Source organism: Franconibacter daqui (genome assembly GCF_014644275.1).
Taxonomy (GTDB): Bacteria; Pseudomonadota; Gammaproteobacteria; order Enterobacterales; family Enterobacteriaceae; genus Franconibacter; species Franconibacter pulveris.
On record NZ_BMKJ01000001.1, the window covers coordinates 522,973 to 536,238 of the forward strand.

General features: G+C 59.5%; 12 protein-coding genes and 2 pseudogenes. 5 read left to right on the top strand and 9 right to left on the bottom strand.

Annotated features, from left to right (window positions below; genetic code table 11):
• Positions 1–3 precede the first annotated feature (3 nt).
• The 4 genes and pseudogenes from galT to modE form a co-directional block, all read right to left on the bottom strand.
• A pseudogene (gene galT, locus IEX01_RS02525) lies at positions 4–671 on the bottom strand (galactose-1-phosphate uridylyltransferase); the annotation flags it as partial.
• Between the two features lie 7 nt (positions 672–678).
• A pseudogene (locus IEX01_RS02530) lies at positions 679–1,550 on the bottom strand (SDR family NAD(P)-dependent oxidoreductase).
• A 217-nt stretch (positions 1,551–1,767) separates the two neighbouring features.
• Positions 1,768–3,243 carry a molybdate ABC transporter ATP-binding protein ModF gene (modF, locus tag IEX01_RS02535; RefSeq protein WP_188723212.1) on the bottom strand — a complete coding sequence of 492 codons (1,476 nt, stop codon included), beginning with the start codon at positions 3,241–3,243 and terminating at the stop codon, positions 1,768–1,770.
• Positions 3,244–3,319: 76 nt separating this feature from the next.
• A complete protein-coding gene (modE, locus tag IEX01_RS02540; RefSeq protein ID WP_188723213.1) occupies positions 3,320–4,111 on the bottom strand; it encodes a molybdenum-dependent transcriptional regulator in 792 nt (263 codons plus the stop codon).
• 128 nt (positions 4,112–4,239) lie between these two features.
• Between modE and IEX01_RS02545 the strand changes: the two genes are divergently transcribed.
• From IEX01_RS02545 to modC, 4 genes are all read left to right on the top strand, one after another.
• Positions 4,240–4,389, top strand: coding sequence for an AcrZ family multidrug efflux pump-associated protein (locus tag IEX01_RS02545; protein WP_024555940.1), 150 nt, complete (start codon positions 4,240–4,242; stop codon positions 4,387–4,389).
• 129 nt (positions 4,390–4,518) lie between these two features.
• A complete protein-coding gene (gene modA / locus IEX01_RS02550; protein WP_188723214.1) occupies positions 4,519–5,295 on the top strand; it encodes a molybdate ABC transporter substrate-binding protein in 777 nt (258 codons plus the stop codon).
• Positions 5,292–5,996: a molybdate ABC transporter permease subunit gene (modB, locus tag IEX01_RS02555; protein WP_048888355.1), complete on the top strand. Its 705-nt coding sequence runs from the start codon at positions 5,292–5,294 to the stop codon at positions 5,994–5,996. Before modA ends, modB begins: the two co-directional genes overlap by 4 nt.
• Positions 5,983–7,041, top strand: a complete 1,059-nt coding sequence (gene modC / locus IEX01_RS02560; protein WP_048888356.1) for a molybdenum ABC transporter ATP-binding protein ModC — start codon at positions 5,983–5,985, stop codon at positions 7,039–7,041. The genes modB and modC overlap by 14 nt, the downstream gene beginning before the upstream one ends.
• Here modC and IEX01_RS02565 read toward each other — a convergent pair whose 3' ends face one another.
• Positions 7,042–7,860 carry a pyridoxal phosphatase gene (locus IEX01_RS02565; protein WP_188723215.1) on the bottom strand — a complete coding sequence of 273 codons (819 nt, stop codon included), beginning with the start codon at positions 7,858–7,860 and terminating at the stop codon, positions 7,042–7,044.
• A gap of 155 nt (positions 7,861–8,015) precedes the next feature.
• On the opposite strand from IEX01_RS02565, the gene pgl reads away from it, so the two are divergent.
• Positions 8,016–9,017 carry a 6-phosphogluconolactonase gene (gene pgl, locus IEX01_RS02570; RefSeq protein WP_024555945.1) on the top strand — a complete coding sequence of 334 codons (1,002 nt, stop codon included), beginning with the start codon at positions 8,016–8,018 and terminating at the stop codon, positions 9,015–9,017.
• Positions 9,018–9,275: 258 nt separating this feature from the next.
• Here the strand turns inward: pgl and IEX01_RS02575 are convergent, their stop codons facing one another.
• The 4 genes from IEX01_RS02575 to bioA form a co-directional block, all read right to left on the bottom strand.
• Positions 9,276–10,586, bottom strand: a complete 1,311-nt coding sequence (locus IEX01_RS02575) for a putative acyl-CoA thioester hydrolase (protein ID WP_048888357.1) — start codon at positions 10,584–10,586, stop codon at positions 9,276–9,278.
• A 111-nt stretch (positions 10,587–10,697) separates the two neighbouring features.
• A complete protein-coding gene (locus IEX01_RS02580; RefSeq protein WP_024560806.1) occupies positions 10,698–11,174 on the bottom strand; it encodes a kinase inhibitor in 477 nt (158 codons plus the stop codon).
• A 12-nt stretch (positions 11,175–11,186) separates the two neighbouring features.
• Complete coding sequence (locus IEX01_RS02585) at positions 11,187–11,867, bottom strand: type 1 glutamine amidotransferase domain-containing protein (protein WP_188723216.1); 681 nt, start codon at positions 11,865–11,867, stop codon at positions 11,187–11,189.
• Positions 11,868–11,945: 78 nt separating this feature from the next.
• A complete protein-coding gene (gene bioA, locus IEX01_RS02590; RefSeq protein WP_188723217.1) occupies positions 11,946–13,235 on the bottom strand; it encodes an adenosylmethionine--8-amino-7-oxononanoate transaminase in 1,290 nt (429 codons plus the stop codon).
• Positions 13,236–13,266 lie beyond the last annotated feature (31 nt).

The following is a 13,266-nucleotide window of genomic DNA, read 5'->3' on the forward strand; positions in this document are numbered from 1 at the left end:
ATTTAAATCGCTGCGTTGGGCTTCGCTGAGATCGGTAATACGCAGCACATGGGTTTTGGGCAGCAGCAGGGTCTCAAAGGGCCAGGCCGCCCAGTAAGGCACCACGGCGAGCCAGTGCTTGGTTTCCACCACCGTGCGGCTGCCGTCGGCGAGTTCGCGCTGTACATAATCCACCAGCATCGGCGAGCCTTGCTGCGCGAAGTAGTCGCGCTGTAAGGCGTCTTCCCGCGCCACGGGTAGGTTTCACCCAGTTCGGCAGTTTGTTGCTGCCAGGTTTTCACCACTTCTTCCAGCGCAGATAGCGAAAGCTCAGGCAGCGTTTTGCTGTGATCGGGCGAGAAACAGATAACACGGCTGGTGCCGCGAGCGCTCTCGACGCGCAGCAGCGGATCGGCGCTCTGCGGCGCGTCCGGCGTGTCGGTCATCAGCGCGGCGAAGTCGTTGGTAAACACATAGGTGCTGGTGTAGTCCGGGTTTTTATCGCCAGTCACGCGGGTGTTGCCGGGGCAGAGATAGCAGTCCGGGTCATGTTTTGGCAGCGTCTGTTTCGCCGGGGTCTCCTGCGCGCCCTGCCACGGACGTTTGGCGCGATGCGGAGAGACCAGGATCCACTGGCCGGTCAGCGGGTTATAACGACGATGCGGGTGATCGACAGGGTTAAACTGTTCCATTTTTCTTTTACTCCTCGTAGCCCTGCGGGTGACGAGACTGCCAGCGCCAGGTGTCATCCGCCATTTCCTGAAGCGAACGGGTCACGCGCCAGTCCAGCTCAGTATCCGCTTTGCTGGCGTCCGCCCAGTAGGCTGGCAGGTCGCCGTCGCGACGCGGCGCAAAGTGGTAAGCGACTGGCTTGCCGCACGCCTGGCTGAACGCGTTTACCACATCCAGCACGCTGTGGCCGACGCCCGCGCCGAGGTTATAGACGTGTACGCCCGGTTTACCGGCAAGCTTCTGCATGGCGGCGACGTGACCATCCGCCAGGTCCATAACGTGAATGTAATCGCGCACGCCGGTGCCATCTTTCGTCGGGTAGTCATTGCCGAAAACAGCCAGCGATTCGCGGCGGCCTACCGCCACTTGCGCGATATAAACAACGCAACGCTCCATTCCGGGTTCGCTTTCTGAATGGGGAAACTCTCCACGTAAGGGATTTTCGGCTGATCGCCATAAACGGTGGCGGAGGAGCTAAAGATAAAATTAGTAACGTTAGCGGCGCGCATGGCGGAGACCAGGCGCAGGGTGCCGTTGACGTTGTTATCGTAATACTCAAGCGGCTTGCTGACCGATTCGCCGACCGCCTTCAGGCCCGCGAAATGGATCACCGCGTCGATTTGATGGTCGTGAAAAATTTCGGTAAGCAGCGCTTCGTTGCGAATGTCGCCGTCAATAAACAGCGGATGTTTGCCGCCCAGACGTTCGATAACCGGCAGCACGCTGCGCTTACTGTTGCAAAGGTTATCAAGAATAATCACGTCGTGGCCGCTCTGCAGTAATTGCACGCAGGTATGGCTGCCAATGTAACCGCTACCACCTGTTACCAGAACACGCATTTTTCGCTCCATTAGGCTTGTGTTATCTATTAACCATAGCATAACAGAGAGGCGAAAAGTGTGATATGCGATAAATTAGTGAAATCGTTTACACCGCAGTTGCGCGCCTGTAAAAAGTGCGCGTTGAGCATTATAAAACAGGACGTTGCAGATGAGAGGCTGCGGGTTGTCTGAAAATAGCCGACAAAAGAAAACGGGAGCCTTTGGCTCCCGTGCGTTACGCGTCTAATTCCTCGCTCTGGTAGCGATAGCTGTCCCCCTCAGGCACAAAAGTCAGCCGGTGAGTAATGCACTGCGGCGCATCTTCGGCATGATGAGAAACAAACAAAAGCTGCGTCTCGCCCTCGCCAATCAGAATGTCGACAAAGCGGCGCACCAGCTGGCGATTGAGTGGGTCGAGACCCTGCAACGGCTCATCGAGAATCAACAACGTCGGGTGTTTGACCAGCGCGCGAGCAATCAGCGCCAGCCGCTGCTGGCCCCAGGAGAGGCTATGAAAGGGGGCGTCGGCAGTGGCGTTATCGATGCCGAGAATATCGAGCCACTGGCGGGTCAGCTTCTGCTGGCGGTCAGAAACCGCCTGATAGATGCCGATAGAGTCAAAGTAGCCAGAAAGAATCACATTGCGTACGGTGGTGCTGACGCGATAATCCAGATGCAGGCTGCTGCTGACGTAGCCGATATGCTTTTTAATATCCCAGATGGTTTCGCCGCTGCCGCGTCGTCTGCCGAACAGCGTTAAATCATTGCTGTAACCCTGGGGATGATCGCCAGTAATAAGGCTCAGCAGCGTCGATTTTCCCGCGCCGTTAGGGCCGAGGATCTGCCAGTGCTCGCCGGGGCTTACGGTCCAGCTCAGGTTGTTGAGAATAGGCTTATCGTCATAAGAGACGGTGCCGTTTCGCAGCACAATACGCGGCTCGTCGGCAGAAAGCGTATGGCGCGCCGCCGGATCGTCCGCTTCCGGCAGGCTGATGCCTGCAAGTTTTTCGCTGTGGGCAAGTTGGGCGATAAGAGCCTGCTCCAGCAGCGTCGCTTTCGGGCCGGTATCCATGAGCGTGCATTCCGCCAGCACGCCGACGTTTTGCACGAAGCCTGGGATCTCATCAAAGCGGTTGAGGATCAGCACGATCGTGTAGCCTTGATCATTAAGCGTGCCGAGCAGGCGGCCCAGCTGTTCGCGCGAACCCACGTCCAGGCCGTCGAACGGTTCATCGAAAATCAGCAGGTCGGGCTGTGCCATCAGCGCCTGGCAAAGCAGCGTTTTGCGCGTTTCGCCGGTAGAGAGGTATTTAAAGCGGCGCGCCAGCAGCGGCTCGATGCCGAACTGCGCGGCCAGTTCGCGACAGCGCGCATCGTCTTTTACGTCCTCCTGAATAATCTGCGCTGTCGTACGCCCGGTATCCTCCTCGCCCGGGCTAAGCAGGTCGGTATTGTTGCGCTGCCATTCGTCGCTCACCAGCTTTTGCAGCCGCTCGAAGGAGAGCAGGTTAATGCGCGAGAAATCACAGCGCCGCTCGCCTTTTAGCAGCGTCAGATCGCCCGCCAGCGCGCGTGCCAGCGACGATTTACCACTGCCGTTAGCGCCAACAAACGCCCAGCTTTCGCCCTTGTGCAGGGTCAGACTGGCGAGATCGAGCACGCGCGTATCGCTCAGGCGAAACGTGCCTTGCAGAATTTGCAACGATGACATGTTTTATCCCATTTATTGCAGCAGAAAACTACAGGGATACGTGCTGTTGGCGTCGTTGTCAACCGCAGGCGGCGTTTTAACAGAGCGTGGCGACGATCACTTTATCGGCGTTAAAAAAGGCTGTTATCACTTCGCCTTCCTGTAAAGCCAGCCTCTGCGCCTGCGTTAAGGGGAGGGTAGCGCACAGCGTTTGTCCATCCGGCAGACGTATCACGGCTTCGCTGTGCGCGCTGTCATGGGTAAGCTGAACAATCTCGCCGCGCAGCTGGTTATCCGCAAGCTTCGCTTCCTCTTCATCGCGGGTGAGCTGTACCCAGGGCGCCTTTAGCAGAATCAGCACCTCGCGTCCTTCATCCAGCGCCAGCCGGGCGGCGCTCTGCGCCGTGACCGCCGCCTTAAGGCGCGTTACGCCGTCCGCCAGCAAAACCGCGACCTGCTCCTGTACCGCTTCGCGCTCGCGCTGCACCACGGTGCCAAACCACTGGTTGCGGGCGCTGGTTTGCAGCGAGAAGCGGGAGATGGCCGCGAGCAGGCTGTCGAGCGGCAGTCGATCGTCACTCAGCACGTCGAAGGCTTTTTGCTGGATCTGCCCGAGCAGATCGTAAAGCTGGATTAGCCGCCGCCCGTAATGCGTCACGACCGCGCCGCCGCCTCCTTTGCCGCCGGTGGCGCGCTCCACCAGCAGTTGCTCGCTTAGCTGGTTCATCTCGTTAATGGCGTCCCAGGCGCTCTTATAGCTGATGCCTGCGAGCTTCGCCCCCTGGCTGATGGAGCCGGTCTGTTCTATCTGTTTAAGAAGAGCGATGCGGCGCGGATCGGCAAACAGGCGGTCCTGAAGTTTCAGCGTAAGAAGAATGTCGGCGTGCATGAGAGGAGTCCTGCGCAAAAAGGCTATTGTGAAGGAAAGGCGTAAGCGGGTGCAAATGGCACAAAAGAGCAGTGCGTTTTGCGTTAATGCCGCTAGAATAACCCTTTGTTCATATTCAGGAGACAACCATGCTCGAGTTGTTGAAAAGTCTGGTTTTCGCCATAATCATGGTACCCGTCGTGATGGCGATTATCCTGGGCGCGATTTACGGCCTGGGTGAAGTGTTTAACGTCTTCTCCTCTATTGGTCACAAAGACCGTTCAAGACAGCACCGCTGATTTCAAAACGCCCGGCTAAGCCGGGCGTTTTACTATAAAGCTCCCTCCCGCGCCGCCGATAATTGCTATGAAAAAGGATGGGTGGTCGTTATATTACTGCGTATATAACGACACTCGCAGGAGAAGCACATGGCAAACTTCCGGGCAACACTCACCCTCGGCGTCACGTTGACGGCCGCCCTCACCGGGCAGGCGCTGGCGGATAACGGTAAAATTACGATTTTCGCCGCCGCCTCGTTAACAAACGCGATGCAGGAGATCGCCGCGCAATACAATAAAGCGAAAAAGGTGGATGTGGTTTCTTCCTTCGCCTCTTCCTCAACGCTTGCCCGTCAGCTGGAAGCGGGCGCGCCGGCGGATATCTTTATCTCTGCCGACCAGAAGTGGATGGACTATGCGGTGGAGAAAAAAGCTATCGAGACTGCCAGTCGTAAAACGCTGCTCGGCAACAGCCTGGTGGTGGTGGCGCCCAAAGCGAGCAAGCAGGGTGAAATCACCATTAACGAGAAAACCGACTGGCAGAGCCTGCTGAAAGGCGAGCGTCTGGCCGTGGGCGACCCGGCGCACGTACCGGCAGGCATTTACGCCAAAGAGGCGTTGCAAAAACTGGGCGCATGGGAGACCCTCTCGCCGAAACTCGCTCCGGCGCAAGACGTACGCAACGCGCTGGCGCTGGTGGAGCGTAATGAAGCGCCGCTCGGCGTGGTTTACGGCTCCGACGCCGTGGCCAGCAAAGGCGTGAAAGTGGTGGGCGTCTTCCCGGAAACCTCGCACCAGAAAGTGGAATACCCGCTGGCGATAGTGGCGGGGCGCAACAGCCCCGCAGTGAGCGCCTTTTATGATTACCTGCAGGGGCCGCAGGCCGCTGCCATCTTTAAACGTTACGGATTTACAACCAGCCAATGATGTTGACGGACCCCGAATGGCAGGCGGTGCTGCTGAGCCTGAAAGTCTCTTCCCTTGCGGTGCTTTTTAGTTTGCCCTTTGGGGTTCTGTTCGCCTGGCTGCTGGTGCGCTGCTCTTTTCCCGGCAAGTCGCTGGTCGACAGTTTGATTCACCTGCCGCTGGTGCTGCCGCCGGTGGTGGTGGGTTATTTACTGCTGATTGCCTTTGGCCGCCGGGGTATTTTCGGCGAATGGCTCTACGACTGGTTTGGCTTCACCCTGGCCTTTAGCTGGCGCGGCGCGGTGCTGGCGGCGGCGGTGATGTCCTTTCCGCTGATGGTGCGCGCTATCCGTCTCGCCCTGGAAGGGGTTGATCTGAAGCTTGAACAGGCGGCGCGCACGCTGGGCGCCGGGCGCTGGCGCGTCTTTTTTACCATTACGCTGCCGCTGACGCTGCCGGGGATTATCGTCGGCACGGTGCTGGCCTTTGCCCGGTCGCTCGGTGAATTCGGCGCCACCATTACGTTTGTTTCCAATATTCCCGGCGAAACCCGCACGCTGCCTTCGGCGATGTATACGCTTATTCAGACCCCGGGCGGGGAAGGGGCGGCGGCCCGACTGTGCATTATCTCCATTGTGCTGGCGCTCTGTTCGCTGCTGGTTTCCGAATGGCTGGCGCGCCGCAGCCGTCAACGGACTGGAGGGTTAAATGCTGGAGCTTAACTTTACCCAGACGCTTGGCGACCACCGCTTAACCCTCAACGAAACGCTCCCGGGCAGCGGCATTACGGCGATATTTGGCGTCTCGGGCGCAGGCAAGACGTCGCTCATCAACGCCATCAGCGGCCTGACGCGGCCGGAGCAGGGGCGTATCACGCTTAATGACCGCGTGCTGAGCGACGCGACGCAAAACATTTTCCTGCCGCCGGAAAAGCGGCGCATCGGTTACGTCTTTCAGGATGCCCGGCTCTTTCCTCACTACCGGGTCAGCGGCAACCTGAAATATGGCATGGCGAAAAGCATGGCGGGGCAGTATGACAAGCTGGTGGCGCTGCTGGGCATTGAGCCGTTGCTGGATCGTTTTCCCGCCAGCCTGTCGGGCGGCGAAAAGCAGAGGGTGGCTATCGGCAGGGCGCTGTTGACCGCGCCGGAATTACTGCTGCTCGACGAGCCGCTGGCCTCGCTCGATATCCCGCGCAAGCGCGAACTGCTGCCTTACCTGCAACGCCTCGCTCGCGAAGTCAACACGCCGATGCTCTACGTCAGCCATTCGCTGGAGGAGATTCTTCATCTGGCGGACAAAGTGCTGGTGCTGGATAACGGCGAGGTTAAAGCGTTTGGCAATCTGGAACAGGTCTGGGGCAGCCGGGTGATGAACCCGTGGCTGCCGAAAGAGCAGCAGAGCAGCGTGTTGAAAGTTACGGTGCTGGAACAGCATCCGCACTACGCTATGACAGCGCTGGCGCTGGGCGATCAGCACCTGTGGGTTAACCGTATCGATAAGCCGCTGCAGACGGCGCTGCGCATCCGCATTCAGGCTTCCGATGTGTCGCTGGTGCTGCAGCCTTCGCCGCACAGCAGCATTCGCAACGTGCTGCGGGCGAAAGTGGCGCAATGCTATGACGACGACGGCCAGGTGGAAGTGCAACTGGAGGTCGGCTCGCGCACGCTCTGGGCGCGCATCAGCCCGTGGGCGAGGGACGAGCTTGCCATCAAGCCGGGCCTGTGGCTTTACGCGCAGATCAAAAGCGTGTCGATAACGACCTGATCAGAGCAGGTGCTGATAGATGGCCTGGGCGATGCTCGGCTCGGTATTCGGGCCGATAACGCGGCTGGCGCTCGCCTTCACCACATCATCCGCATTGCCCATAGCGAAGCTCAGACCCGCTGCTTTGAGCATGCTGATGTCGTTGTGGTTGTCGCCGAAAGCCACCACCTGGTCCATGCTCAGACCCTGTGAGGCGACCCATTCTGCAAGGCGCGCTCCTTTGCTGTTGCCGCGCGCCGACACGTCCACCTGATCGTGCCATGACCATTCGCACTCCACGCCCAGCTCTTTCTCCACCGTCAGGGCGAACGTTTGCAGGCGCGGAATATCACCGTCCGTCAGCGCAAACTTCCAGATGGCGTCCACTTGCGTTGCCGCCTCGCGCAGCAAGGGCACCTGGCGAAAGACCGGGCGCTGGTGTTCCGGCAGGCTCTTCGCCCAGTTTTCGGTGCGCATGACATGGCCCATCGGATTTTCATAGAGCATGGCGTCATCCACGTACATCAGGCCGTTAATGTGGTGCTCATCCAGCAAATCAATTAAACGCAACGCTTTTTCCGGCGCCAGCGGCGTGGCCGACAGCACCTTTTTCGCTGGATAATCATACAAATAAGCGCCATTACAACAAATTGCAGGTGTATCCAGCGCCAGCGCCTGATAAAAAGGATGAATGGCGATGTGATGGCGGCCAGTGACGATAAGCAGTTGATAACCCGCTTCCTGTGCGCGCTTGAGCGCCTCGAGCGACTGCGGCAGCAGCGTTTTTTGCGCGGTCAGCAGGGTGCCGTCCAGATCCAGGGCAATTACACGGTACGTCATTTACGTTTCCAGAGGTTGTCGAATCATACAGGTTTTCCTGATGGTACACCGCAAGCCGCAGCGGGCGAAACCCTGCGGCGCGTTTCGGCATCGCTTGCTAAAACACGCTACCCTTTGTGGCAGACCTTCAAGTTGCAGTGAGGAAAGGAGTATTCATGAAACAGACCGTTTATACCGCCAGCCCGGAAAGCCAGCAAATCCACGTCTGGCGACTTAATCCCGAAGGGGATCTTACGCTGTTGCAAGTGGTGGACGCCCCAGGCCAGGTGCAGCCGATGGTAATCAGCCCCGATAAGCGTTTTCTGTATGTCGGCGTACGCCCTGAGTTTCGCGTTATCGCCTACCGCATCGCGGCGCACGACGGCACGCTGAGCGAGGCGGGCGAATCGGCGCTGCCGGGCAGCCCGACCCATATCTCTACCGATCATAGCGGGCGCTACCTGTTCAGCGCCTCCTATAACGCAGGCAACGTTGCGGTGATCCGCTTAAACGACGGCCTGCCAGGTGAAGTGGCCGACGTGGCCGACGGGCTGGAGGGCTGCCACTCCGCCAATATCTCTCCGGATAACCGCACGCTGTGGGTGCCAGCGCTTAAGCAGGATCGCATCTGCCTGTTTACGCTCAGCGACGATGGCAAGCTGGTCGCGCAAACCCCGGCGGAAGTCACCACCGTGGAAGGGGCTGGCCCGCGCCACATGGTGTTCCATCCGAACCGTAAATTTGCCTACTGCGTTAACGAGCTGAACAGCTCTGTGGACGTCTGGGCGCTGAACGACCCGCACGGCAACATTGAGTGCGTGCAGACGCTGGATATGATGCCTGCCGGTTTCGCCGATACCCGCTGGGCGGCGGATATTCACCTTACGCCGGACGGACGCCATCTGTACGCCTGCGATCGCACCGCAAGCGTATTGACCATTTTCAGCGTGTCGGAGGATGGCAGCGTGCTGGCGGTGGAAGGGCATCAGCCGACCGAAACCCAGCCGCGCGGCTTCAACATCGACCACAGCGGTAAATACCTGATTGCCGCCGGACAGAAATCGCACCATATCGCGCTTTACGCCATTGAAGAGCCGCAGGGGCTGTTGCAGGAAAAAGCGCGTTACGCCGTAGGCCAGGGGCCAATGTGGGTGACGATTAACGTCCAGGAGGCGTAATAAAAAAACCTCGCCGCGGCGAGGTTTTTTATTGGGCGGAGGGTGTACCGCCTGACATGCCTGAATGCTTAGCATTGTCATTGGCGACAGCGAGCCGGGGCGCGCCGTCGGAAGTGCGCGTGTTAAGGGCGTCGCGTGCAGGCGGCGTGACATAAACACTCCGCTGCCCGCAACGGCTAATGCAGGCCCTGTGATAACGCAACAGGTCGCAGCAAAAAGGGGGATAACTCCCCCTTTCTTTACCGGCTTTCAGGCCGATTACTTTTTAGGCTCAGCCACCACCTGGCTGCCTACGCCGCGGTTGTTAAACTCCCACATGCGGTTGGCGTTGGCGTCGTTAAGGTCGCGCTGCACGTTGCCTTTATCGTCCGCCGTGCCGGTGTTGCCGGTGAACGGACGCTTAGAGCCGAGCGCGTCGCCCCACGGTTTCGCCACATTAAAGCCTTCGTTGATGACGCTGTCGCGAATAACGACCTGGCCGTTAGCGGTCTGGCCCGGCGTGTAACCGCCTTCGCCCGCTTCAAGATCCCATGCGCGGCCAAGCTGCGCTACGCCGTTGCCGGAAGCGCTGAAGCGGCTGTTTACCGCGAGGAAGCCGTAGAACAGGTTCGGCTGCGTCGCTGGCGCGAACACATAGCCTTCCTGCGGATTGCGGGAATTCACCAGACGGAACTCGGTATTATCAAACACTACCGCGCCGCGGCCAGCCACCACATCCACATCGCCTTCGATATAGCTGTTGGTAACCTGAGTGCGGGTCAGGCGGTTAGTCAGGAAGCGGTTCTGCACGTCGCTGTTAGTCACGAGGAAGGTGTTCTGGCGGCCCAGAATGTTCACCTTGTCAATCTGCACGCGATCGCCGTCGCTGCGCAGCGCCACCGCCTGATGGTTGCCCGCATCCACGCTGTCGCCAAGGTTGTTCTCAATGGTCAGGTTCTGCAACTGCAGGCCATTGTTCTGCGACCAGACCACGGCGGAGCACATCACGCCGACAACGCCGGAGCGGCGGTTCTGGCAGTTATCAAACATATACCAGGCCGGTTTGCCCGGCATGTATTTGCCCGACGGGTTAACGGTGTGGCGCCAGGTATTGGCGTCCATTTCAGAATCCAGCGCCAGGCCAATTTTCACATCGATCGGTTTCTCGCCGGTGCCGTAAATCGTCACGCTGCCGGAAGCGGCCGGCACATAAACGGTGCCTTCATAGGTTCCCGGCATGACGGCGATATACTGACGGCTGGTGGAGTGGCGAACAATCGCCGCGTCAACCGCCGCCTGGATGCTGGTGTGGGTCACGCCCTGGGTACCCGCCGGGCCGACCACGAAATCGGGCTGCTGCGGCAGACGAATAGCGGAAGGGGACCACGCGGCCGCATTCGGATCGAGCGCGGCGAAATAGCGCGCCGGGGTGAAGTTTTTCGCTTCGTCAGCCGAAAGCACAGGACGGGACGCGGTGCCAGGGGCGGCCTGCTCAGAGGGACGCTGGTCCGGCGGCGTTGAGCTGCATGCACTCAGTGTCACGCCAAAAGCGAGCGCCAGCGCCAGACGGGAAACCGAAAATGTGTTCAAGGGTTGCTCCTTGCTTAGCAATGTAAAAAGAGGATATCCACGAAAGCCTGCATTTTTATACTAAGTTGAGCGAAACGAAAAGCCGATTGTGATAATCGGCTTTAAATCGGATCAGATATAGAGGGCGGTAAGGGAGGCGCTGGCAAGTCGGTGGAAATGCACATTAAAACCGACCATCGCGCCGCTGGCGTTTTCATCCACCTCGATGCGTTCTACGTCAAGCGCGTGAACGGTGAAGATATAGCGGTGCGATTCGCCTTTCGGCGGCGCCGCGCCGCCATAGCCCGTATTGCCAAAATCGGTCAGCGTCTGAATGGCGCCGTCCGGCAGCTCCGCCTGGCCGGAGCCGGAGCCCTGCGGCAGCACGCGGGTATCGGCGGGCAGATTCGCCACCACCCAGTGCCACCAGCCGGAGCCGGTAGGGGCGTCCGGGTCGTAGCAGGTGACGACAAAGCTTTTGGTGCCTGGCGGCACCTCGTCCCACGCCAAGTGCGGGGAGATATTGTCGCCTTCATAACCCATGCCGTTAAAGACATGGCGGGCCGGCAGCTTTTCGCCCTCTTTGATATCGTGGCTGATTAACTTCATTGTTGCTCCTGTTCAGAGATCCAACAGCTTGAGTAACTCCTGGGCAGTCGCCGCGGACGAGGCTGGATTCTGTCCGGTAACGAGATGGCCGTCGGTTACCGCATACTCGCCCCAGTCTCCGGTGCGTTCAAACTGCCCGCCTTTTTCTTTCAGCGCATCTTCCACCAGGAACGGCACCACGTTAGTTAAGCCCACCGCCTCTTCTTCGCTGTTGGTAAAACCGGTTACGCGCTTGCCTTCAACCAGCGGCGAGCCGTCCGGTTTTTTGGCGTAACGCAGCACGCCGGGCGCATGGCAGACTGCCGCCACCGGCTTGCCGCTGGCCCAGTAATGCTCAATCAGCGCGATGGATACAGGATGGTCTGCCAGATCCCAGAGCGGGCCGTGACCGCCGGGGAAGAAAATCGCGTCATAATCGTCGGCGTTAATATCCTCGAGTTTCAGCGTGTTAGCGAGGGCATCCTTTGCGGTTTTATCCTTACGGAAGCGATCGGTGGCTTCGGTCTGGGCATCCGGTTCGTCGCTTTTCGGGTCAAGCGGCGGCTGGCCGCCTTTCGGCGAGGCGACGGTCACCTCCACGCCCGCATCATGAAAAACGTACCAGGGCGCGGCAAACTCCTCGAGCCAGAAGCCCGTTTTTTTGCCGGTATCGCCAAGCCTGTCGTGAGAGGTCAGCACCATCAGAATCTTCATCGTCTCCTCCTGGTTTTCTGCTTCAAATCCCTGAAGTGTAGTGCATCACGCTCCCGGCCGCCGGGCGCGGCGGCGGGATCACGCTCTGAAAAACGCCGGGTTTTTTACCGCTTCGCGCACCGCCCGGGTGAGCTTCGTGAGCTGTTCCGGCGTGATGATATAAGGCGGCATCAGGTAAATCAGGCGGCCGAAGGGACGTATCCAGACCCCTTGCTCAACGAAAAAGCGCTGCAGCGCCGCCATTTCTACCGGCTGGCGGGTTTCCACCACGCCGATAGCGCCCAGCACGCGAACGTCCGCCACCCCCGGCTCGTCGCGGCACGGGGTTAATTCTTCGCGCAGCTGTCGCTCAATGGCGGCGACCTGCGTGCGCCAGTTCCCTTCTTCGAGCAGTGCCAGGCTCTCTGCGGCCACGGCGCAGGCGAGCGGGTTGCCCATGAACGTCGGGCCGTGCATAAAGCAGCCTGCTTCGCCATTGCTGATGGTCTCGGCGACATGGCGAGTGGTAAGCGTCGCTGAAAGGGTCATGGCGCCGCCGGTCAGCGCTTTGCCAAGGCAGAGAATATCCGGAGTCATGCCCGCATGCTCGCAGGCGAAGAGCTTGCCGGTGCGGCCAAAGCCGGTGGCTATCTCATCGGCGATCAGCAGAATGCCCTCGCGGTCGCACATCTTGCGGATGCGCTTAAGCCATTCCGGGTGATAAATGCGCATGCCGCCTGCGCCCTGCACGATGGGCTCCAGAATCACGGCCGCAATCTCGTGACGATGCGCCGCCAGCAGGCGGGCGAAAGGCGCCAGGTCGTGCTCATCCCATTCGCCGTCGAAGCGGCTTTGCGGCGCGGGCGCGAAGAGGTTTTCCGGCAGATATCCCTTCCACAGGCTGTGCATAGAGTTGTCCGGGTCGCAGACCGACATCGCGCCGAACGTATCGCCGTGGTAGCCGTTGCGAAAGGTGAGAAAGCGCTGACGCGGCTCGCCTTTCGCCTGCCAGTATTGCAGCGCCATTTTCATCGCCACTTCCACCGCCACCGAGCCGGAATCCGCCAGAAACACGCACTCCAGCGCCTGCGGGGTCATTGCCACCAGTTTACGGCAGAGCGCTATGGCGGCGGGGTGAGTAATGCCGCCGAACATCACGTGTGAAACGGCGTCAATCTGACGTTTAAGCGCCGCGTTAAGGCGCGGATGGTTATAGCCATGAATGGCCGCCCACCAGGAAGACATGCCGTCCACCAGCCTTTCGCCGCTGGCGAGACGCAGCTCGCAGCCTTCGGCAGACGTGACCGGATAGACGGGCAGCGGGGCGCTCATGGAGGTGTAGGGGTGCCAGATATGTCGCTGGTCGAAGGCGAGATCGTCAGGGGTCATAAGTGCTATTGTAAACCAAATTAAAAAGATT

Coding starts and splice junctions, on each gene's coding strand:
- bioA (WP_188723217.1), bottom strand. CDS start 13,235: ATGACCCCTGACGATCTCGCCTTCGACCAGCGACATATCTGGCACCCC.
- modF (WP_188723212.1), bottom strand. CDS start 3,243: ATGTCATCGTTGCAAATTCTGCAAGGCACGTTTCGCCTGAGCGATACG.
- IEX01_RS02580 (WP_024560806.1), bottom strand. CDS start 11,174: ATGAAGTTAATCAGCCACGATATCAAAGAGGGCGAAAAGCTGCCGGCC.
- modB (WP_048888355.1), top strand. CDS start 5,292: ATGATGTTGACGGACCCCGAATGGCAGGCGGTGCTGCTGAGCCTGAAA.
- pgl (WP_024555945.1), top strand. CDS start 8,016: ATGAAACAGACCGTTTATACCGCCAGCCCGGAAAGCCAGCAAATCCAC.
- modA (WP_188723214.1), top strand. CDS start 4,519: ATGGCAAACTTCCGGGCAACACTCACCCTCGGCGTCACGTTGACGGCC.
- modE (WP_188723213.1), bottom strand. CDS start 4,111: ATGCACGCCGACATTCTTCTTACGCTGAAACTTCAGGACCGCCTGTTT.
- IEX01_RS02545 (WP_024555940.1), top strand. CDS start 4,240: ATGCTCGAGTTGTTGAAAAGTCTGGTTTTCGCCATAATCATGGTACCC.
- IEX01_RS02565 (WP_188723215.1), bottom strand. CDS start 7,860: ATGACGTACCGTGTAATTGCCCTGGATCTGGACGGCACCCTGCTGACC.
- IEX01_RS02585 (WP_188723216.1), bottom strand. CDS start 11,867: ATGAAGATTCTGATGGTGCTGACCTCTCACGACAGGCTTGGCGATACC.
- modC (WP_048888356.1), top strand. CDS start 5,983: ATGCTGGAGCTTAACTTTACCCAGACGCTTGGCGACCACCGCTTAACC.